Raw genomic sequence first — 19,041 nt, 5'->3', positions numbered from 1 at the left:
AAAGTCAGCTTGACTAGGAAAGGGTGAAGGTTTATGATGAGTTTATCTAATTAAATCAATACCAACCAATTTAATCTTATAAAATCCATGCCATTAATGGATCATTAATAGAGGCAAATTCTAAACCAATCCAATTTTATATATTCAGATATTTCAGGAGTAGTACATTTTATGCATTTAAGTGAATTGAGAGAGATGGAAATCAAAGAGTTAAACAAGATTGCGGAAAAAGCAAAAATTGAAAACTCTGCGGGTATGAAAAAACATGAACTAATCTTTGCTATCCTAAAAGCACATGCAAAAGAGAAGCAGGACATTTTCGGAAACGGTGTTCTTGAAATTTTACCAGATGGTTTCGGTTTCTTAAGGTCTCCAGGCTATAACTACCTTCCTGGTGCCGATGATATTTATGTATCTCCAAGTCAGATTAGAAAATTCGCTCTTAAAAAGGGTGACTCTGTAGAAGGACAAATTCGTCCACCAAAAGACAACGAGAGATACTTTGCTCTTCTAAAGGTTAGCACAATCAATGACCAAACACCTGAAGCGCACAAAAAGACAGTACTATTCGATAACTTAACTCCACTATATCCACAAAAGAAAATCAACCTTGAGTTTAATCCAAGCAATTACTCAACTCGTATGATTGATATGTTCGTACCACAAGGTTTTGGTCAGCGTTGTCTAATCGTTGCACCTCCAAAAGCTGGTAAGACGCATTTACTACAAGAAGTTGCTAACGCAATTACTGAAAATCACCCAGATTCAGTTCTAATCGTTCTTCTAATCGATGAAAGACCGGAAGAAGTAACTGACATGAAGAGAAATGTTAACGCAGAAGTTGTTTCATCAACATTTGATGAGCCAGCAAACCGTCACGTTCAAGTAGCAGAGATGGTTCTTGAAAAAGCGAAGCGTTTAACTGAAGCAGGAAAAGATGTAATCATCCTTCTTGACTCAATTACTCGTCTTGCTCGTGCATATAACACTGTTGTTCCACCGTCTGGAAAGATCCTTTCTGGTGGGGTTGACTCAAATGCTCTACACAGACCAAAGAGATTCTTCGGTGCTGCTAGAAATATTGAAAATGGTGGATCACTTACAATTATCGCAACAGCTCTTGTTGATACAGGTTCAAGAATGGATGAAGTTATCTTTGAAGAATTCAAAGGTACAGGTAACTCTGAAATTCAACTTGATCGTAAGCTTCTTGAAAAGAGAATCTTCCCAGCACTTGATATCAATAAGTCATCGACTCGTAAGGAAGATCTACTTATGGATCAACTTGATCTTCAAAGAACATATGTACTTAGAAAGGTTCTACACCCAATGAGTACAATTGATGCAATGGAGTTCATGCTACAAAGAATTACGAAGACTAAAACTAATGCTGAATTCATGGATTCAATGAATAGCTAAGAAGCAGCTAAAAGGATTTTCAAATGAGCATGTTTGATAAGCTTGATTCAGTTGTACAGCGCTTTGAAGTACTAACTGAAAAAATGGCAGACCCAACATTATATGATAGGCAAGAGGAGTTCAAAAAGATTTCAGCTGAGCGCTCAAATCTTGAAGAAGTTGTTATTGCTTACAAGAAATATAAGCAGATCAAAGAAGATATTGCGGAAGCAAAAGAGATGCTTAAGGAAAATGATCCTGATATGAAGGAGATGGCAAAAGAAGTTCTTGATGAGAACGAGCCATTAATTCCTGAACTTGAAGATGAGTTAAAGATTCTTCTTCTGCCAAAAGACCCATTAGATGATAAGAACGTTATGGTTGAAATTCGTGCCGGTGCTGGTGGGGATGAGGCTTCGATCTTCTCTGGTGATGTTCTAAGAATGTATCAAAACTACGCTCGCTCAGTTGGATGGAAAGTTGAAATTGATTCTCTTTCTGAAAACGATGAGGGGATTAAAGAAGTTATCTTCTCAATCTCTGGTGAGAAAGTTTACTCAAAAATGAAATATGAGTCTGGAGTACATAGAGTTCAACGTGTTCCAAAGACTGAGTCTCAGGGACGTGTTCACACATCAACAATCACTGTTGCAGTTATGCCAGAGACTGAAGATCTTGAGTGGGAACTTGATATGAATGATGTTCGTGTTGAAGTTATGCGCGCATCTGGTTCAGGTGGACAGCACGTTAACACGACAGACTCTGCGGTTCGTATGACTCACATTCCAACAGGAATTGCAGTTTATAACCAGGATCAAAAGTCACAGTTAAAAAATAAAGAGAAGGCGAAGAAGATTCTTGCGGCTCGTATCTTTGATAAAATGCTTCAAGAAAAAAATGCTTCTGAAGCAGCTGAGAGAAAAGGTCTAATTGGTACTGGTGATCGTTCTGAGCGTATTAGAACTTATAACTATCCACAAGGTCGTTTAACTGACCACCGTATTGGCCTGACTCTTTACTCTCTCGATAAAATCGTAGAAGGTGATTTAGCTCCAGTTCTTGATGCTCTTATTGCTCATAACCAAGCTGAACTCTTAAAGGGCCAAGAAGAGTAGTAAATGAGTTTTACAACTCTCGGTGACTACATTAGCTCGTTCTTTAATGAGAATAAAAAATTCTTAGAGGCAAATTACCCTGGAATTACAATTTCTCGCTTAAAGGGTGAGCTAAAAGATTTCTGTCGCATCCTTGAATCTCAATTCGATGACATTTATATTTCTGAAAATAAAGGTGTCATCGAGCAATTCTTAAAAAAAGTCAGGCAGGGGATTCCCCTCGAATATATTAGTAATCGTGCATTCTTTTATCGTTCTTCATTTTACATAAATGAGAATGTTCTTATTCCACGTAGTGAAACTGAAATCATGGTGGAGTGGACTTCTGAATATATTAAAAAAAATAAGCTAAATGATATTTCAATTGCTGATATCGGCACGGGAAGTGGCGCTATTGCCTTAAGTTTAGCAGGTGAGATTGGTGAAATAGAAGCGCGTATTGTGGCCAGTGACATTAGTCCAAAGGCCCTTGAAGTTGCTCGTGCCAATAAATTCTTTCACCGTTACCGTTATCCAAAGACTGTGAAAATAGTCTTTGAAGAGTCTGATTTATTAACTAACCTCAATGAAAATTTTGATATCATCATTAGTAACCCTCCATATATAAAGGAGAGTGCTGACTTAAGTGAAGTGCATGGACAGGTTCATCGTTTTGAGCCACATCTGGCCCTTTACTTAAAAGATGAAGATTACGATAATTGGTTTAAAAATTTCTTCCAACAGGTGGAGGAAAAGCTGAAAGCAGGTGGACTGTTCATAATGGAAGGTAGTGAATTGCATTTAGAACACTTAAAAGATATTTTGAGTGAATATAAATTTACTAATCTCGAGTTGATTAAGGACTACACAGACCGCTACCGTTTTCTAAAAGGAATTAAAAATGGATAAGATTATAGTTAAAGGACCAGCTCGTCTTTCTGGTGAAGTTGAAATTTCTCCTGCAAAGAACGCGTACCTGCCAATTTTAGCAGCAATCCTTTTAACAGATAAGAAAGTAACACTAACGAATCTTCCAAAGCTTCGTGACATCAATACAATGCTTAAGCTTCTTGAAATGATGGGAGTTGAGTGTAATCGTGATGGTAAGAATGTGACTTTCGATGCATCAACTCTAAGTTCTCACGAAGCAACTTATGAGCTTGTTAAAACAATGCGTGCATCAATCTTTGTACTAGGGCCGCTTTTATCACGTCTTGGAAAAGCAAAGGTTTCTCTTCCTGGAGGGTGCGCAATTGGGACACGTCCAATTGATATCCACCTAGATAATCTAGAGAAGATGAATGTAAAAATCGAAATGAAGAATGGTTTTGTTTTTGCTGAAACTGATCATTTAAAAGGCGCACATGTGAAACTTAAGTTTCCATCAGTCGGTGCCACTGAGAATTTAATGATGGCCGGTGTCTTTGCTGATGGTCAGACTATTATTGAAAACGCAGCGATGGAGCCAGAAATTGACGATCTTGCAAACTTCCTAAATACATTAGGTGCAAAAGTTTCAGGTATCGGTACATCTCGCATTGTTGTTGATGGAATTAAAGAATTAAGTGGTGGAACGTACCAAGCAATTGGTGATCGTATTGAAGCTGCTACTTATATTATTGGTGGCCTTATGACAAAGTCAGAGGTTACGGTAAAGAACTTTAATCCTAAGCATCTTTTTAATGTTCTTGAAAACCTTCAAGGCATGGGAGCCAAGCTTGAGATCGGTGATGACTTCGTTAAGACATACCCATCATCACTAAAAGGTTCTAAAGTAATTACAGAGCCATTTCCTGGATTCCCAACTGATGTGCAGGCACAAATGGTAGCACTTCTAACAGTTGTAGAAGGGAACTCTCTTGTAACAGAAAATATTTTTGAAAATCGTTTCATGCACGTACCAGAACTAACTCGTCTTGGTGCAAGTATTGAACAACTTGGTAGCTCTGTCTTTATTGAAGGTGGTAAACCTCTAACAGCTGCACCTGTTATGTGTACAGACCTAAGAGCGTCTGCGGCCCTTGTTCTTGCTGCTCTTTGTGCATATGGTGAAACAAAAATTGATCGTGTCTACCACTTACAACGTGGTTATGAAGATCTACCTGAAAAGCTTAAGAAGCTTGGTGCAAGTGTCGAACTCGTAAACGAATAGGGAGAAGCGTAATGAGTGATTGTTTATTTTGCAAAATTCTAAATGGTGAGATTCCTTCAACGAAGGTATTTGAAAATGAAAATGTTTATGCATTTCAAGATATTCAACCGCTAGCAAAAGAGCACTACTTATTTATTCACCGCAATCACTCTAAGAATATTAATGAGATGAACCGCGATGATATGGCCCAAGTTTTTGATGCCATCAAAGAGTTCTCTCAATCAAATGAGCTTGAAAAGAATGGCTTCCGCGTAGTTTCAAATATCAACCAACATGGCTGTCAAAGTGTATTCCATACGCATTTTCACGTACTTGGCGGGGAACAGCTTAAGGGTTTTGGGTCTTAAGTCGCTTTTTAGTATTCCAAATTAAAAAACAACTATTTCAAAATAGAAAAAATATCTCCTTTGGATTGATTTTCGCTATAACGGCAAAAATTAATTTTAAGGAGATTTTTTATGCGTTCATTTTTTCTGATTCCCATGATCCTACTTCTTTCATGTGGGAAACCTAACGAAAGAGCATTTTATGGCCAAAATCTTAATCCAAGCTTTAAAGGCCAGTCACTTACTGCAACACAAATTCAATGTGAATCAATAAAAACGAATATTACAGACATAGAAATTACGTGCCCTATGTCTTTTATCAATGAAGATAAACAATTTCTTTTCTCTATTGATATGGACGAGCAAGCTATCGATATGAAGAAGTATCCAGAGCTTGGCGAAGTAGAACTTGAAATTTCAATTAAAGAAATGATTCATGCAAGATTCTACCTTGTATCTAAATATGGAAAAAGACTAAGTGAAGATACTTTATTTGACGGAAGTCGTACTCTTAAGTTTCAAGAGTTAAATCGTGGAGATTTTGCGGCCCATGAAATTTACTTAAAGATTAATAATTATTTTACGGGAGATCGTCCGAAAGTCGTATCACCAGAGGAAGATCTAAATTGTAATACAGGTATTTTTAATATTAATGATGTGAATCTTGCAGATCTTAAAGGTCAGTGTGAAAATTTAAAATTCATTCCTCTTGTAAAGGCCAAGGTTATTATTCCAAAAGTGGAGACTGTTTCGACCAATGGAAGGCTTTCAGCACTTACTACAGCAAATAGTCCAATAAAATTACCAAATCGAGATCTCGTAAATTTTAAATATGTATCAGTAAGTGATTTTGAAGAAGGTGAAGTCGATCCAAGTTTATTTTATCTTGAAAGTATTGACCAATATGGCCTTCACTACTTTTTAAATGATTCAAGTTACTGTGTAACTGTAGGAGTGATGGAAGTTTTTAAAGTTAATATCGACAAGAGCTTACATCGTTTGAACATTAGTCATTTTGAAGGTCTTAATATCATAAAAGATAAATCTAGCTATAAAATAAGTCGTCAAAAAAAGTGTTATCCTGTTGAGCCTGTTTTAACTGGATTTGTAGTAGTTAAGGAATAGGGAGAGTTATGAAAGTATTAAGTTTAGTTATGTTATTTGTATTAGTTTCTTGTGGCTCAGGTAGTGACAAAAGTAAAGAAAGTGCTAATCAAGCAATGATCTCAAGCAAATCATTTCTACTTGAATGTAATATGTTAGAGAGTTCTCTATTTAGCGATAGTGAGTGTAACAAGATCGGTATTACAAACCAAAAATTATTTCTATTTAATTTTGATTATTCTAACAATCAAAACATTTATGAAGATGGAGTAGAGAACTTCGTAAATCTTAAAATAAATCTAGGTGAAGATGTTATTGAAGGCCGTTTCATATTGATTTCAAAATATGGGAAGGTTTTATCAAATGAAGCTGTTTATAATCAAAACGAAGGAAAACTTTCGTTTTTTGAACTTGAAGAAGGAAATTTTCTTTCACATGAAGTCTATCTGCAGACAAAGTCCCTAATTCTTACTAATGGGGAAAATATTAAATATGATTTAGGAAAATCTTTAAAGTGTGTAACAGGAAAAGTGAATTTTGAAGAGTTTCAAAATTTAGTTCAACCTGACGGATGTGAAAACTTGAGGATGGAAAAAATCTATACTGGTGCTCTTGTTCAAAAAGCTGAGTTTTATGAAGCTGAAGAAACAAGGTTAGTCACACGCGTAATGAAAAATGGAGTGATCTCTAAGCCTAAGAAAGGGCAAGAATTTGTAAGTATTTCAGTTTTATCAAAATATGAGGTGAAGTTATTTAATCATTTCTCTAAAGAAGTGAAAGAATTTTCTGAAGTATATGAAATAGATGAAGAGTCAGGGACACTTTTTATTAAAAAGGAGAAACAGTGTTTAACAACTGGAATCTTGAAATATACAGATCGAGAAGTTAGAACTGGGAAATGGTTTGTCGTAGCAGATGAGATTGTGATGAAAGCTGCTTCGGGAAGTATTGAAGTTCAAGGTACTATTTTAGATGCAAAAGAAGATTATAAACGAAATGAATGTTTTGATCTAAATCCACAACCGATTGGATATATGTTAATTAAAGAATAAAAAAAGCCTCCGTAATGGAGGCTTTCTTTTTATATGCTGATTAAGCTTTAACAATTGTCATTTTTAGATTTTCATCATCAACCTTAAACTCATGCTCAAGTTCCCCTGTGCTAACAGTTAGAGAGTTAGCAAGAGTTTCTTTTGTGATGTAATCAGTATGAGTCGTGATTGCTTTTGCAAGAAGATCAGTAGCTGCAAAAGTTACTTCAATTCTATCTTCAACATTGAAACCAGAATCTTTTCTTGTTCTTTGGATTCTGTTTACAACCTCACGAGCAAGACCTTCAAGGATTAGCTCTTCTGAAAGGTTCGTGTCGATATCAATTGAGATATAACGATTTGATAGGGCCTGAGTACCTTCTTTTGCTTCACGGAAGATTAAGATATCTGAAGGCTCAAATGTTTCTCCAGCAAGTTCTAGGCTTCCTTTTTCTTCAAGCTCATTCAGCTCAGCTGCTCCAAGCTTTGAGATGATCCCCATAAACTTACCAAAATCTTTTCCTAGACGTTTTCCTAGAACAGGAGAATTTGGTTTAGCGTATAGTTTGATGTAGTGGTCTTCATCAGTAGTATACTCAACAGTTTTAACGTTAAGTTCTGACTGGATATATCCTTCAAGCTTCTTGATTTCATCAAGTAAAGCTTGGTCTTTGTGGATTACACTTAGACGAGCAAGTGGAGTCTTAACCTTGATTTGTACTTGATTACGCTTTTGACGTCCAAGAAGAATAATCTGTTGCATTCTATCAACTGCATCTTCAAGGATTGAATTTTTAAGTTCTTTATTAGCAACAGGGTAGTCACAAAGGTGAACTGAAAGATTCTTTTCACTTGAATCAAATTTCTTAAGTTCACTAAAGATATGCTCAGATAAGAATGGTGCAAATGGTGCCATTGCAATCGTAACTTCTTTTAGTGTTGTGAAAAGTGCAGTGTATGCTTGTTTCTTATCTGATGTTAGTCCTTCGCCCCAGAAACGTGATCGGTTAAGGCGAATATACCAATTTGTTAAATCTTCAATGAAGTGGAATAGGGCAGGAACAACGTTGTAAAGTTGGTACTGTGCCATTTCAGCTTCGATATTTTCTTTAAGAGTTTGTAGTTTTGAGATTACCCAATTGTCAGTAATATTGTCGCCACTTTCAGCATGCTCACTTAAATTCCATCCATCAATTGATGCATATGTTTGGAAGAATTTGAAAGAGTTTAGCCATGGTAGAAGGGCACGACGAACCATGTCCTTAACACCTGCATCTGTAAAGCGTTGTTCTTCACCTTTCACAAGTCCTGAGTTGATTAGGTATAGTCTTAGAGCGTCTGATCCGAATTCTTCCATAAGCTCATCTGGAGCAGTGAAGTTTCTTAGAGACTTACTCATTTTCTTTCCATCTTCAGCAAGAACTAAACCATTAACAATTACGTTCTTGAAAGCTGGCTTATCAAATAGGGCAGTTGAAAGGATTGTTAGTGTGTAGAACCAACCACGTGTCTGGTCTAGACCTTCAGCAATAAACTCTGCAGGGAAACCATTTTCAAACATTTCTTGGTTTTCAAATGGGTAGTGAAGTTGAGCGTAAGGCATTGATCCTGATTCGAACCAACAGTCGAATACATCAGGAATACGCTTATAAGTTCCAGCTTCACCTTCGATTGTAAATGTCACTTCATCTGTGTACTCACGGTGAAGGTCAGTTAGCTCAACACCTGAAAGCTCTTTAAGCTCTGCAATTGAGCCAAGGCATTTCATATTTCCTGTTTCATCGTTGATCCAAACTGGAAGAGGAGTTCCCCAAACACGTGTACGAGAAACTGCCCAGTCGCGAGCGTTCTCTAGCCACTTACCAAAACGACCTGCTTTGATGTGACCAGGTACCCAGTGGATTTGCTCGTTATTTGCAACAAGCTTATCAACGATCTCTTCTACTTTTACATACCACTGTGGGATTGTACGATAGATTAGTGGAGTTCCTGAGCGGTAGCAGAATGGATAGCTGTGCACTAGGTTTCCGTGATCGTATAATTTTGTATTATCTTTTAGTTCTTTGATGATTTCTTTATCAGCATCTTTTACATAAAGACCTGCATAAGTTGAAACTTCTTTTGTAAATTGACCAGCATCATCGATAGGGCAAACTTCTGCCATCATGCCAGCTTCTTTACAAATTCTATTATCGTCTTCCCCGAATGCCGGTGCTTGGTGAACAATACCAGTACCACTGTCAGTTGTTACGTAGTCGTCATTTAAGATTTTGAAAGCACCTTCAGCTTTGAGATCAGCGAAGAAGTCAAAAAGTGGCTCATAAGTAAGACCTAGAAGTTCGCTTCCTTTGAATGATTCCCCAACAACTTCAAGGTTGCGCTTCTTTGCAAAAGCTTCAACTCTTGCTTCAGCGAAGATGATTGTTACACCACGGTCGTTATCTTTTACACGAACGTAATCAACATCTGGCCCAACACAAAGAGCAAGGTTCGATGGAAGCGTCCATGGAGTTGTCGTCCATGCGGCAACATAATCTGCACCTGCTTTAGCTGGATCATCTAATTTGAAAAGTACAGTTACGGCCGGATCTTGAACGTCACGGTAATCAAGACCTGCTTCAAAGTTTGATAGACCTGTTCCTAGACCAGTTGAGTAAGGAACAACTTTTGTTCCCTTGTAGACCATATTCTTATCCCAAAGAGATTTGAATACCCACCAGCATGATTCCATGAAAGTTGGATCCATTGTCTTATAGTCATTGTCAAAGTCTACCCAACGTCCAAGGCGTGTTACAGTTTTACGCCATTCAGTTGTGTAGCGATCAACAATTGAGCGACACTCTTGGTTGTAACCAGCAACACCAAGTTTCTCTAGTGCTTCGTGTGCAGTCATTTCTAATTTTTTATTAATTTCTTGCTCGATCGGTAGACCGTGAGTATCCCATCCAAATCTTCTTTGAACGTAGCGACCTTTCATTGTCCAATATCTTGGAACGATATCTTTTAGCGTTCCAGCAAGTAGGTGACCGTGGTGAGGAAGACCTGTGGCAAATGGAGGGCCATCGTAGAAAATATATGGCTCTTTCTCTTTTGTTTGTTCTAGTGATTTTTGGAAAATTTCATTCTCTTCCCAAAATTTTAAGACTTCATGTTCTGTGTTAACAAAAGAAAATTGTCCGTTATCCTGACTCATCGTATCAACCTTGTCTGTTATAGTTTTGTGTAAATTAATATTTGGCCCAAAATTTAACATGAAACCCATGATTTTGACAGTTTAGATGGGCCTGAAAGTGGCAATTCTTACCGAAAAACTTGCAAATTCGCGGCACAGTTAGGGCCGGTGGCCGAAATTGTCGATAAAGTTCATGATGCTACGTATTTTATTTATTTTAACCATTACACTTTCAACTTTTGCTAGCTCATCAGAGTTAGAAACAAAGTTTAAGGACGACCGTAAGTCTCTAATCAAATGGGATGAGCTTAAGGCCCAGAAGTGGCTAGACTTTGATGAGTGGAAAGAGGAATTACGCTTCAAAGAAAGCTATCCACTTTGGCGTGATCTTGAAAAAATCTCAGGTATCGATGAAGAGATTGGCCGTGTGATCAAATGTGTGGGGGAGTGTACTCTCTTTCGAAAGCTTGGAAATAATAAAATTGGTTTTCGATCTCTGATAAAAGAAAATGATGATATTGAAACTGGTATCGATAGCTACCTTTGGCTTATGCTCTTTGATGGTACATTGATTCGTATAGCACCTGAAAGTTCAATCTCACTAAAAGAAATGAATATTTTAAAAGACGAAGTATTTTTCAATATTCGTATGAATGTAGGAAATGTTCTTTTGATTTCACGCTCAAAAGAAAAACTTAAAGAGTTGGACCAAAGAGATACTGATTCTGTTTTCTTTCCTCTTCCTATTAATAAAACCAATCCCGTCGTCTTTGATAAAGATGTTTCTATGAATGAGTATCTTTTTGAAGATGGACTACGTTATAAATCTCGTACTCGCTTTATTAATGAGGCGATAGAAAAGAACAATAAAAATGTCATAAGAAAGAGTCGATTCTTTATACAATCTCCATTGTATTCATTTGAAGCCTATTCTCCATCATTTGAAACTTATGTTTCAATTGGTGATGATAGCTACCTTAAATTCAGAGATGATGAACAGTTAGGATACAAAAATGACTTGGCCTCATCTCCAAAAGTAAACTTACGTGGTTATGAAAATGATAGTTTTGAAGAGTTAGAATATGGAAGTTGGTATAAATTTTCTTTCATTAATCGAAATGTTTTTGTCACGAAAGACTCTGAAGTTTTAAGTCAAAATGAATTATTTACGAAGCGAATTTACGGAATCTACTATACTCGTGAAATCTTTTTAGAACGCTACGGAAAGCCATTATTTGCTGAAGGTGATGAGGTTCAGCTAGCCAAAAATTATGGTTTGAGACTTTGGAAAAAAGAAGAATTAGAAAAGCGTCTAAAATTTCTATGGACTCATGTTAGAGAGGTTGAAACGACAAATCTTGCGATCGCTGATCGTTATCGAAAGTCTGTTTTAAATCGAGCAAACCGTCGTGATAAAGATGTCCTACGAAAAGATTTTTACACGAAGGCACAAGAAAGTTACTATAAAATCGGTGCGATGGAGAATTCGAGAAGTTATTTTCCAAAGCTTAATTCAGAAAAACAAGAACTATGGAAGAAGTTAAATGGTATCTACACTGAAATTTATCCTGGCCTCAGGGAGTCCACGTCGAAAGGAACTACTATCTTGGATGAAAGTTCCGATTCAAATTAAGCCTTCAGCTGTTGAAGAAATAACAACTAAAGAACATCCAAAAGATATTGTCGAAGAATTGGCCGAGCTAAAGGGAAGAGATATCTTTACGCAAGAATTTCCAAAAGATGGAAATGTCTTTGTTGTCGCTTCTGATACTCTCGTTGCTATAGGTGATAAAGTTTTAGGAAAACCTAATGATCGCGACCATGCAAGGCAGATGCTACTAGAGTTATCTGGTAAAGAGCACGATGTTTTTACAGCTGTATATATGGCCTATAGAGACAAGGAATATACTTTTTCAAGATGTTCAAAAGTAAAGTTCACAGATATTTCACCGGAAATTTTAGAACTTTATTTAGAAAGTGATGAGGCCCTTGATAAGGCGGGGTCATACGGAATTCAAGGACAAGGTCTACTCTTTGTTGAACATATGAGTGGCTCGTATTCAAATGTTGTAGGTTTTCCTCTCGCTGACTTTATTGCTGAAATGAAAACTTTTCTTGATGAGCTTGGATTTGAGAGCAACAATTGGAGAGAATTATTTCAATAAAAGACTATTTAAAAACACAATGCCTGAACTTCATTACTCTTTCGAATAGTGAAAGTGAATTAATAGTTGAACTTGAAGTTTGGGCAAAGCCTGGTGCAAAAGTTGAAAAGGTGAGTGTTGCGGAAACTGGGCAACTTATCGTTAGCACTCAGGCCCCACCTGAAGATGGAAAGGCCAATGCTGGTATTGAAAAGTTAGTTGCAAAGAAATTCGGCGTAGCAAAAAATCAAGTTCAACTTACTCAAGGACTTCAGTCTAAGTTTAAAAAAATGGCCATAAGCTTCGTCTTTGCGCATAATAAAGATACTGAATATTACTTAGCTAAGATAAAAAAGGCCCTAAATTGAAATCAGTTTTAATGACTCTTTTATTCATACCGACTTTGACTGTCTATGCTCAAGCAGACAAAGGTGAGACTCAATCTGAAAAAGAGATGAGTAAAGTAATGTATGCGAAAATTGAAGAGGTGAAGAATATCCCTCCAAAAGATTACGTAACAAAGACTCAAATCATAAGAAAAGAAATTGATCATTATATTGATCTTAAAAAGGGTGTTTGCTCTGGGGATTACTCGACATTTGTTTTAGATCATAAGGATATCGAGGCCAGTCAGCATAAATTAACTAAAATAGAAAAAGATCTTTGCTACAGAGAGCTTAGAGGCTTTCAAGTTACTTATATCAATAACTTATTCATAGCCAAAAAGAATTACCTCAATCATTTACATGAAGAGAGACTGAAAAAACTGGAAGAGATACGCGAGGAAACACTACGTAGCTTAAAAGCTACGTACGACAAGCAGCTGATTTCTCCTAAGGGAAATCGCAAGAAAAGATAAATAAGAAAAAAGCTGTGGGCCTATTCTTATTCCGCGTCTTCTTGTGTTGCTGTTCTACCAAGAACTGCACGAGTTGGTCTTAAGCTTCTCACTTTTAATAGTGATTTTCTTGGCTTTAGTGAAGCTGACTTACGAATAGTCTTTAGCTTAATTTGACCAATTACGCTGTTGTTCGTGTTAGACGATAATTTTTCGTTAGATGTTTCTTGTGATGACATCTCCATCTCCTTATTAAACGATTAAAGGTTAAAAATCACTTACCTTAATCGTAATAAGATTCAAGAGACTCCAGAACTTAAATCCGATTAGGTAAGTAGTTCATCTACTCGTAGAAAAACTACTCTCAATGGTCACTCCGTGACAAAGTTTAGTAACTTAAATATATACTCGGCACAAATTAGCAAAAAATTGAGCCTTTCGAAATATTTCCCTAATCATATCACGAGGTTAGAAATGGTGCAACACGGCTATCACTAAGGGATTTGGGCGTCAATGAAAATGCATTAACCACTTGTAATTACTGAATAGATAAGGCAAATTACTACTATATTAATTATAAGGATCGCCTGTGAATTGCAAAAAAATGTTGGCATTGCTGATATTGTTCATAAATCTAGTTTCTTGCTCAAGTATAAAGAAAGTGGCCACTAACCAGATGGGGGATATGATCTTTGAGACATCTGAGGCCGTTTTTACTGAAGATAACTGGGACTTATTTGAATCGACAATTGATAGCAATATTAAATTAGTTGAAAACCTCTACGCCGCTGATCGCGAAAATCCTGAATTCATTGTTACTCTCATAAAAGCATATAGCGGTAAGGCATTTGCCATCGATGAAACTTACTATCTTAAAGATCAACTTAAAGAACTATCAAATTCAAAATACCGAGTTAATGCTCTTTCAAATTACACTCGTGCTCTAAATTATTCTGCGCTATTTTTTGAAGTACGAGGATTTAAAGATTTTGATTTCACTCGCTACATTTCTTCACCAGAAGATTTTAAAAAATTACTTGATGAAAACTTAAGTGATAACGCTACAAATATCGAAGGTGTTTTTTATACAGGACAAACGCTTGCTTCAATCATTAATCTACAAAGAGATAATATGAGGGCCGTCGCTTATCTTCCTCTTGCAAAGGTTATGTACGACTGGTCATGTGAAAAAAATGGAAATTTAGCGCAAGGTGCTTGTGATATTTTCAATGCTTCTTACGCTGCTTCAAGACCTCGTGGACTTGGTGGGGACCCTGTAACTGGTAAGCGCTTATTTGAAGAAGCTATTCAAAAATGGCCAAATAATATGTTAGTTAGACTTTCATTTATTCAGTTTTATGCAGTTCCAATGTTTGAAGAAAATATCTATCGTAATCAGAAATTAGAAATGAATAAATTTCACCGTGAGCAGATGGAGCCAACTTATTGGAGTGGTGGAAAAATTGAAACACCAAAGGTTGATTACAATAACCTTTTTAATTTAATTGCACGTAAGAGATTAAAAATAATTGAAGGCTTAGAAGAAGAGATCTTCTAATTGGAAAAATCATGTCAAAATTTAAAGCATTATTAATTCTACTATTAACGACGAATGTAATGGCCCTAACTTTAAAAGTTGGTGTTCTAACTCCTGAGGGAACGAACTGGGCAAAGAATCTTAAGAAAATGGCAAAGGCCATTAAGAAAGAAACAAATGGTGAAGTAAAAGTGAAGTTCTACTTCGGTGGATCTCAAGGAGATGAGCCGGATGTCTTAAGAAAGATTCGCGTTGGACAACTTCACGGTGGAGTTTTTACTGCTAAGACACTTGGTGATATCAATGGTGATGTTCGTGTTGTGGAAATTCCTTTTAACTTTTTTCATGATCGCAAGAAGGCCCTAAAGACACTTGATGATTTAACGCCATTTTTAAATAAGAAAATTAATGAAAGTAATTTCGTTAATCTTGGCTTCTTTGATATTGGGATGGTTTACTTTGTTTCAAAAACAAAGATTTCTTCTATTGATAGTCTAAAAGGTGTAAAAATCTGGTCTTGGGAAGGGGATCCTCTTGTTGAAACTATTCTTGGAGAGATGAAGCTTGTTTCGGTTCAGCTACCTCTTCCTGATGTTTTGTCTTCTCTTTCAACTGGAATCATTGAAGCAGCTTATGCACCACCTTTAGCGATTCTATCAATGCAGTGGAATACTAAAGTTAAATATCTTATTGATTTCCCTCTTACAATGTCTGTTGGAGCCTTCTTAGTAAATGATAAAGTCTTTAATAAGATCTCTCCTGCAAACCAAAAGAAGGTATTAGCAATTTCTAAGAAGTATATTGATCTTGTTAAGGCGACAAATGAAAAAGACAATCAAGATGCTCTTGATCTGATGAAGGCATCTGGTGTTGAATTTGTTAAATTTAGTGATGCCGATATTAAACGTGGATATGAAGTACGTGAGGCAACAATTAAAAAGTTAAAAGGAAAATTATTTTCTGAAGAAGCATATAATAGACTTGAAAAAAGTTTAAAAGCTCAAAAGAAGTAGAAAGAACTCATGATACGCAAGATAGAAGAAGTTACAGATCTCGTTGTTGGCTGGCTAGTTGTGGCCAATGTTGCTGTTATGCTAGGCTTAAGTGTTTTGGCCATTATCTTTCGTTGGTTTGATATTTCATTTTCTTGGGTTGATCCACTTGTTCGACATCTCGTATTTGCTCTGGCCTTCTTAGGTGCAACACTTGCCAGTGGAAAGTCGAGGCATATTGCAATTGAGATTTTACCAAAATTTTTAGAGAGTGAAGGTAAACACCGTTCTTTATTCATTCTAAATAAGATAACTCAAGTGTGTATTATTGTTGGAACGACTTGGCTTTTTGCTTCAGGTGTTCAGTTCTATAATGTCGAGAAACAATTTGGAAACTTAACTTCACTGGGATTGCACTCTTCTGTTTTAGTTGCAATCATCCCAATTGGCTTTGCCCTGATCTTCATTCGCACGATCTTGGCATTTTTAAATTTTAAGGAAGATTATGAGCCTCATAACAATTAGTATTGCCGCATTTATTTTGGCACTAATTGGAGTGCCACTCTTTGTAGTTCTTGGAAGTCTTGCCCTTGCAGCTTTCTTTCATAATGGAATTGAGCCGTCGGCCGTCTCTGTTGAAATTTACCGTCTCGCATCGGCTCCGACAATTCTAACGATACCTCTTTTTACTTTTGCTGGTTACTTACTTGCTGAATCGAATGCACCAAAAAGACTATTTCGTTTCACGAATGCGCTACTTTCATGGATGCCTGGAGGAGTTGCTATTGTTGGACTTGTTCTTTGTGCTTTCTTTACTGCCTTTACTGGTGCTAGTGGGGTAACGATTGTTGCTTTAGGTGGATTAATTTATCCAATTCTTATGAATCGCGGCCACGATGATAAATTCACGATGGGATTTATTACGACTTCAGGTTCTTTAGGTCTTCTCTTTCCACCAAGCTTACCAATTATTCTCTATGGAATTGTAGCAGGAGTGGATATTGATCAGCTTTTTAAGGCCGGTATTGTTCCAGGAATGCTTCTCATCATTGGTTTAGCAATTTATTCAATCTTAAAGGCTCCGAAGAACCATAGTGAAAGAGGGAAGTTTGATTTGAAAGAGGCGCTTCTTTCTTTAAAGGGCGCAGCGTTTGAATTATTTTTGGCCCCTGCTGTACTTGTCGGAATTTACGGTGGGATTGTAACGGTTACAGAAGCAGCTGCCTTTACTGCGTTTTATATTTTAATGATCGAGTGCTTTGTCTATCGTGATCTAAGCTTTACAAAGGATGTACCTAAAATCGTTGTGGATTCAATGACAATGGTAGGTGCTATTTTAATTATTCTCTGTTGTGCTCTTGGCTTAACTAATTTCTTAGTAGATGAAGAGGTGCCTAATCAACTCTTTGGTGCTTTTAACCACATTCTTACGAACAAGTACGCTTTTCTTGCTTTCTTGAACATCTTCCTTTTAATTGTTGGAAGTTTAATGGATATATTTAGTGCGATAATTGTCGTCGTACCTCTCATCCTTCCATTAGCTCAAGAGTTTGATATTCATCCAATTCACTTGGCCATCGTCTTTTTAACAAATTTAGAGATCGGCTATATAACTCCTCCAGTGGGAATAAACCTCTTTATTAGTTCTATTCGATTTAAGAGACCGATTACTGAACTGTATCGCTCGGCCTTACCTTTTCTTCTTATTTTACTAATTTGTTTGGCCATTATTACCTATGTTCCTGCCCTGAGTCTTATCTGGGTAAAATAAAGAGGATGAATATTTTTAAATACTTACAAATTTTTGCCTTGGGTTTTACTGCCTCGGCCTTAGACGTGAATAAAGGTGAGTGGGACTTTGAAGTCTATGAAGGACCACTGGACCCTCGATTAGTTATTGATTATCAAAACGATAAACAAGAGTTCCTTGATGAGGTTACAGGGCGCACATACTTTAGTGTAATGCTTGAGCCTGCTATCTTTGATTTAACTCAAGAATTTGATCGCTATATCTATCCTAACTTTGCTTGTTCAAAGCATGAGATGACTGAAAATATTGAGTATATGCGCTACCTAGTGCGACTAACAAGTATTGCAAGTCTTTATGAGTTTTACCGTCAATCAAGTATTGCTCTTTATCAGTTAGGTGATGAAAAGAGTTGCGCTCTTAGCTATGATGCAATTTTTAAATCATGTAAGCCGAAGTCTAAAGATATGAAACTCTTTACTAAAAGAGTATCTGACTACTTTCCCGATATCGTTGACTGGGGGAAGTATCCTATTAAGCTCCAAACGGATCGACGTTTTGATTTAGCAAATTACCATCCAACTTTAGTTAAGATTCTTAGCAGTCACTTTGGTGGTGATAGCAAGACTTCTATTATTAACAGCTGCCAATTCGTTAAGAGTGAAATTCAAAGCTTGTGTAGTGAGGAAGATAGCTATTTATCTGCGCTAAATGTTGAAGAGATTAAGAAAGAAATTTTAACGACGAGTGCCTATAAAATTATCAATGCTAGTGGAAAAGGTGAGTCTTGTTTTTCTCGTTATGAAGAGATGACAAAGGATCAAGTTTCTATCGATAAGAAGAGTGCTGAGATTATTCGTACCGCATTAAAGGGTGAGGATGACTTAAAAGTTTTCTGGTTTGGTTCTTTGCGAGAGTTTGATGAGAAGGGGATTACTTTAGTTGAAGAAAAGGTCGTTAAAGAAGAACCTAAAATTGTAGCAAAGGTTGAAGTTAAAGAGCCTAAGGTTATCAAAACTGTTGATATAAAAACAATTAAAATCATTAGAAAACCTAAGCCTGAACCAAAGAAGCCTGAGCCAGTTAAAGAGATTGTTTTTTCTGCGTTTGAAACGGCAGTCTTAAATTATGAGAAGTCTAAGAAACAAACTGAAGTAGCAATGCCTTCTTTTAAAGACGATTATAAATTCTCAAAGAAAACTCTTGAAAGATTCAACGGTTCATTAAGAAGCTATCAAACAAGAAAACAACTTTCTAAAATGAAGAGAGTTGATAACCTTGGAAGCCTTCAGGCCCCAATGAGTTTAACGTTTATTAAGTATCTAATCGATTATAACCTTCATCAAGGTCTTTATAATATGACAAGTATTCTAGGAAATGAATTCTTTGTTATTAACGATCTAGAGGGGAGAACTCGTCCAATTAAGATTGTTCTTGATAATAATGAAGAGACGAAGTTTAGATGGAAGATTTGGGTTACTCAAGCTGAATAAGAAAGGCCCGCTA

General features: G+C 36.6%; 18 protein-coding genes. 16 read left to right on the top strand and 2 right to left on the bottom strand.

Going from position 1 to position 19,041, the window contains the following annotated elements; translation table 11 throughout:
* Positions 1–171 precede the first annotated feature (171 nt).
* From rho to ACMAYS_RS11560, 7 genes are all read left to right on the top strand, one after another.
* Positions 172–1,419 carry a transcription termination factor Rho gene (gene rho, locus ACMAYS_RS11590; protein WP_103219201.1) on the top strand — a complete coding sequence of 416 codons (1,248 nt, stop codon included), beginning with the start codon at positions 172–174 and terminating at the stop codon, positions 1,417–1,419.
* A 29-nt stretch (positions 1,420–1,448) separates the two neighbouring features.
* Entirely contained in the window at positions 1,449–2,513 is a 1,065-nt protein-coding gene (prfA, locus tag ACMAYS_RS11585) for a peptide chain release factor 1 (RefSeq protein WP_103219247.1), read from the top strand.
* Positions 2,514–2,516: 3 nt separating this feature from the next.
* Positions 2,517–3,401 (top strand): N5-glutamine methyltransferase family protein, encoded by an 885-nt coding sequence (locus tag ACMAYS_RS11580; RefSeq protein ID WP_412463351.1) that lies wholly within the window; start codon positions 2,517–2,519, stop codon positions 3,399–3,401.
* The gene (gene murA / locus ACMAYS_RS11575) at positions 3,394–4,644 is read left to right on the top strand and encodes a UDP-N-acetylglucosamine 1-carboxyvinyltransferase (RefSeq protein WP_103219203.1); all 1,251 of its coding nucleotides are present in this window, start codon (positions 3,394–3,396) and stop codon (positions 4,642–4,644) included. The genes ACMAYS_RS11580 and murA overlap by 8 nt, the downstream gene beginning before the upstream one ends.
* Positions 4,645–4,655: 11 nt before the next feature.
* On the top strand, positions 4,656–4,991 hold the full coding sequence (locus tag ACMAYS_RS11570) for an HIT domain-containing protein (protein ID WP_392993083.1): 336 nt from the start codon (positions 4,656–4,658) through the stop codon (positions 4,989–4,991).
* Between the two features lie 111 nt (positions 4,992–5,102).
* The gene (locus ACMAYS_RS11565; RefSeq protein ID WP_412463350.1) at positions 5,103–6,095 is read left to right on the top strand and encodes a hypothetical protein; all 993 of its coding nucleotides are present in this window, start codon (positions 5,103–5,105) and stop codon (positions 6,093–6,095) included.
* 8 nt (positions 6,096–6,103) lie between these two features.
* Positions 6,104–7,126: a hypothetical protein gene (locus ACMAYS_RS11560; protein ID WP_412463349.1), complete on the top strand. Its 1,023-nt coding sequence runs from the start codon at positions 6,104–6,106 to the stop codon at positions 7,124–7,126.
* Positions 7,127–7,166: 40 nt separating this feature from the next.
* Here the strand turns inward: ACMAYS_RS11560 and ileS are convergent, their stop codons facing one another.
* Positions 7,167–10,298 carry an isoleucine--tRNA ligase gene (gene ileS / locus ACMAYS_RS11555; RefSeq protein WP_103219248.1) on the bottom strand — a complete coding sequence of 1,044 codons (3,132 nt, stop codon included), beginning with the start codon at positions 10,296–10,298 and terminating at the stop codon, positions 7,167–7,169.
* 172 nt (positions 10,299–10,470) lie between these two features.
* Between ileS and ACMAYS_RS11550 the strand changes: the two genes are divergently transcribed.
* Genes ACMAYS_RS11550 through ACMAYS_RS11535 form a run of 4 tightly spaced genes read left to right on the top strand, consistent with a single transcriptional unit; the run spans position 10,471 to position 13,280 of the window.
* On the top strand, positions 10,471–11,910 hold the full coding sequence (locus tag ACMAYS_RS11550) for a hypothetical protein (RefSeq protein ID WP_392993074.1): 1,440 nt from the start codon (positions 10,471–10,473) through the stop codon (positions 11,908–11,910).
* Positions 11,888–12,442, top strand: coding sequence for a Maf family protein (locus tag ACMAYS_RS11545; RefSeq protein WP_412463348.1), 555 nt, complete (start codon positions 11,888–11,890; stop codon positions 12,440–12,442). The genes ACMAYS_RS11550 and ACMAYS_RS11545 overlap by 23 nt, the downstream gene beginning before the upstream one ends.
* Positions 12,421–12,789 (top strand): DUF167 domain-containing protein, encoded by a 369-nt coding sequence (locus tag ACMAYS_RS11540; RefSeq protein WP_103219209.1) that lies wholly within the window; start codon positions 12,421–12,423, stop codon positions 12,787–12,789. The genes ACMAYS_RS11545 and ACMAYS_RS11540 overlap by 22 nt, the downstream gene beginning before the upstream one ends.
* Positions 12,786–13,280, top strand: coding sequence for a hypothetical protein (locus ACMAYS_RS11535; RefSeq protein ID WP_103219210.1), 495 nt, complete (start codon positions 12,786–12,788; stop codon positions 13,278–13,280). Before ACMAYS_RS11540 ends, ACMAYS_RS11535 begins: the two co-directional genes overlap by 4 nt.
* A 26-nt stretch (positions 13,281–13,306) precedes the next feature.
* Here ACMAYS_RS11535 and ACMAYS_RS11530 read toward each other — a convergent pair whose 3' ends face one another.
* Complete coding sequence (locus ACMAYS_RS11530; protein WP_103219211.1) at positions 13,307–13,498, bottom strand: hypothetical protein; 192 nt, start codon at positions 13,496–13,498, stop codon at positions 13,307–13,309.
* A gap of 422 nt (positions 13,499–13,920) precedes the next feature.
* On the opposite strand from ACMAYS_RS11530, the gene ACMAYS_RS11525 reads away from it, so the two are divergent.
* Genes ACMAYS_RS11525 through ACMAYS_RS11505 form a run of 5 tightly spaced genes read left to right on the top strand, consistent with a single transcriptional unit; the run spans position 13,921 to position 19,028 of the window.
* Positions 13,921–14,817 (top strand): TRAP transporter TatT component family protein, encoded by an 897-nt coding sequence (locus ACMAYS_RS11525; RefSeq protein ID WP_392993069.1) that lies wholly within the window; start codon positions 13,921–13,923, stop codon positions 14,815–14,817.
* A gap of 11 nt (positions 14,818–14,828) precedes the next feature.
* Positions 14,829–15,809, top strand: coding sequence for a TRAP transporter substrate-binding protein DctP (gene dctP / locus ACMAYS_RS11520; protein ID WP_103219213.1), 981 nt, complete (start codon positions 14,829–14,831; stop codon positions 15,807–15,809).
* Between the two features lie 9 nt (positions 15,810–15,818).
* Positions 15,819–16,313, top strand: a complete 495-nt coding sequence (locus ACMAYS_RS11515; RefSeq protein WP_103219214.1) for a TRAP transporter small permease — start codon at positions 15,819–15,821, stop codon at positions 16,311–16,313.
* A complete protein-coding gene (locus ACMAYS_RS11510; RefSeq protein ID WP_103219215.1) occupies positions 16,294–17,559 on the top strand; it encodes a TRAP transporter large permease in 1,266 nt (421 codons plus the stop codon). The genes ACMAYS_RS11515 and ACMAYS_RS11510 overlap by 20 nt, the downstream gene beginning before the upstream one ends.
* Positions 17,560–17,564: 5 nt before the next feature.
* The gene (locus ACMAYS_RS11505) at positions 17,565–19,028 is read left to right on the top strand and encodes a hypothetical protein (protein WP_412463347.1); all 1,464 of its coding nucleotides are present in this window, start codon (positions 17,565–17,567) and stop codon (positions 19,026–19,028) included.
* Positions 19,029–19,041 lie beyond the last annotated feature (13 nt).

The sequence above is a fragment of the Halobacteriovorax sp. RT-2-6 genome (assembly GCF_047085025.1).
In the GTDB taxonomy this organism is placed as follows: Bacteria; Bdellovibrionota; Bacteriovoracia; order Bacteriovoracales; family Bacteriovoracaceae; genus Halobacteriovorax_A.
The sequence above is the reverse complement of the archived record's forward strand: the minus strand, read 5'-3'. Positions and strand labels throughout refer to the sequence as shown.

Coding starts and splice junctions, on each gene's coding strand:
- prfA (WP_103219247.1), top strand. CDS start 1,449: ATGTTTGATAAGCTTGATTCAGTTGTACAGCGCTTTGAAGTACTAACT.
- ACMAYS_RS11545 (WP_412463348.1), top strand. CDS start 11,888: ATGAAAGTTCCGATTCAAATTAAGCCTTCAGCTGTTGAAGAAATAACA.
- rho (WP_103219201.1), top strand. CDS start 172: ATGCATTTAAGTGAATTGAGAGAGATGGAAATCAAAGAGTTAAACAAG.
- ACMAYS_RS11505 (WP_412463347.1), top strand. CDS start 17,565: ATGAATATTTTTAAATACTTACAAATTTTTGCCTTGGGTTTTACTGCC.
- ACMAYS_RS11550 (WP_392993074.1), top strand. CDS start 10,471: ATGATGCTACGTATTTTATTTATTTTAACCATTACACTTTCAACTTTT.
- dctP (WP_103219213.1), top strand. CDS start 14,829: ATGTCAAAATTTAAAGCATTATTAATTCTACTATTAACGACGAATGTA.
- ACMAYS_RS11570 (WP_392993083.1), top strand. CDS start 4,656: ATGAGTGATTGTTTATTTTGCAAAATTCTAAATGGTGAGATTCCTTCA.
- ACMAYS_RS11515 (WP_103219214.1), top strand. CDS start 15,819: ATGATACGCAAGATAGAAGAAGTTACAGATCTCGTTGTTGGCTGGCTA.
- murA (WP_103219203.1), top strand. CDS start 3,394: ATGGATAAGATTATAGTTAAAGGACCAGCTCGTCTTTCTGGTGAAGTT.
- ACMAYS_RS11565 (WP_412463350.1), top strand. CDS start 5,103: ATGCGTTCATTTTTTCTGATTCCCATGATCCTACTTCTTTCATGTGGG.
- ACMAYS_RS11580 (WP_412463351.1), top strand. CDS start 2,517: ATGAGTTTTACAACTCTCGGTGACTACATTAGCTCGTTCTTTAATGAG.
- ACMAYS_RS11560 (WP_412463349.1), top strand. CDS start 6,104: ATGAAAGTATTAAGTTTAGTTATGTTATTTGTATTAGTTTCTTGTGGC.
- ileS (WP_103219248.1), bottom strand. CDS start 10,298: ATGAGTCAGGATAACGGACAATTTTCTTTTGTTAACACAGAACATGAA.
- ACMAYS_RS11510 (WP_103219215.1), top strand. CDS start 16,294: ATGAGCCTCATAACAATTAGTATTGCCGCATTTATTTTGGCACTAATT.
- ACMAYS_RS11530 (WP_103219211.1), bottom strand. CDS start 13,498: ATGTCATCACAAGAAACATCTAACGAAAAATTATCGTCTAACACGAAC.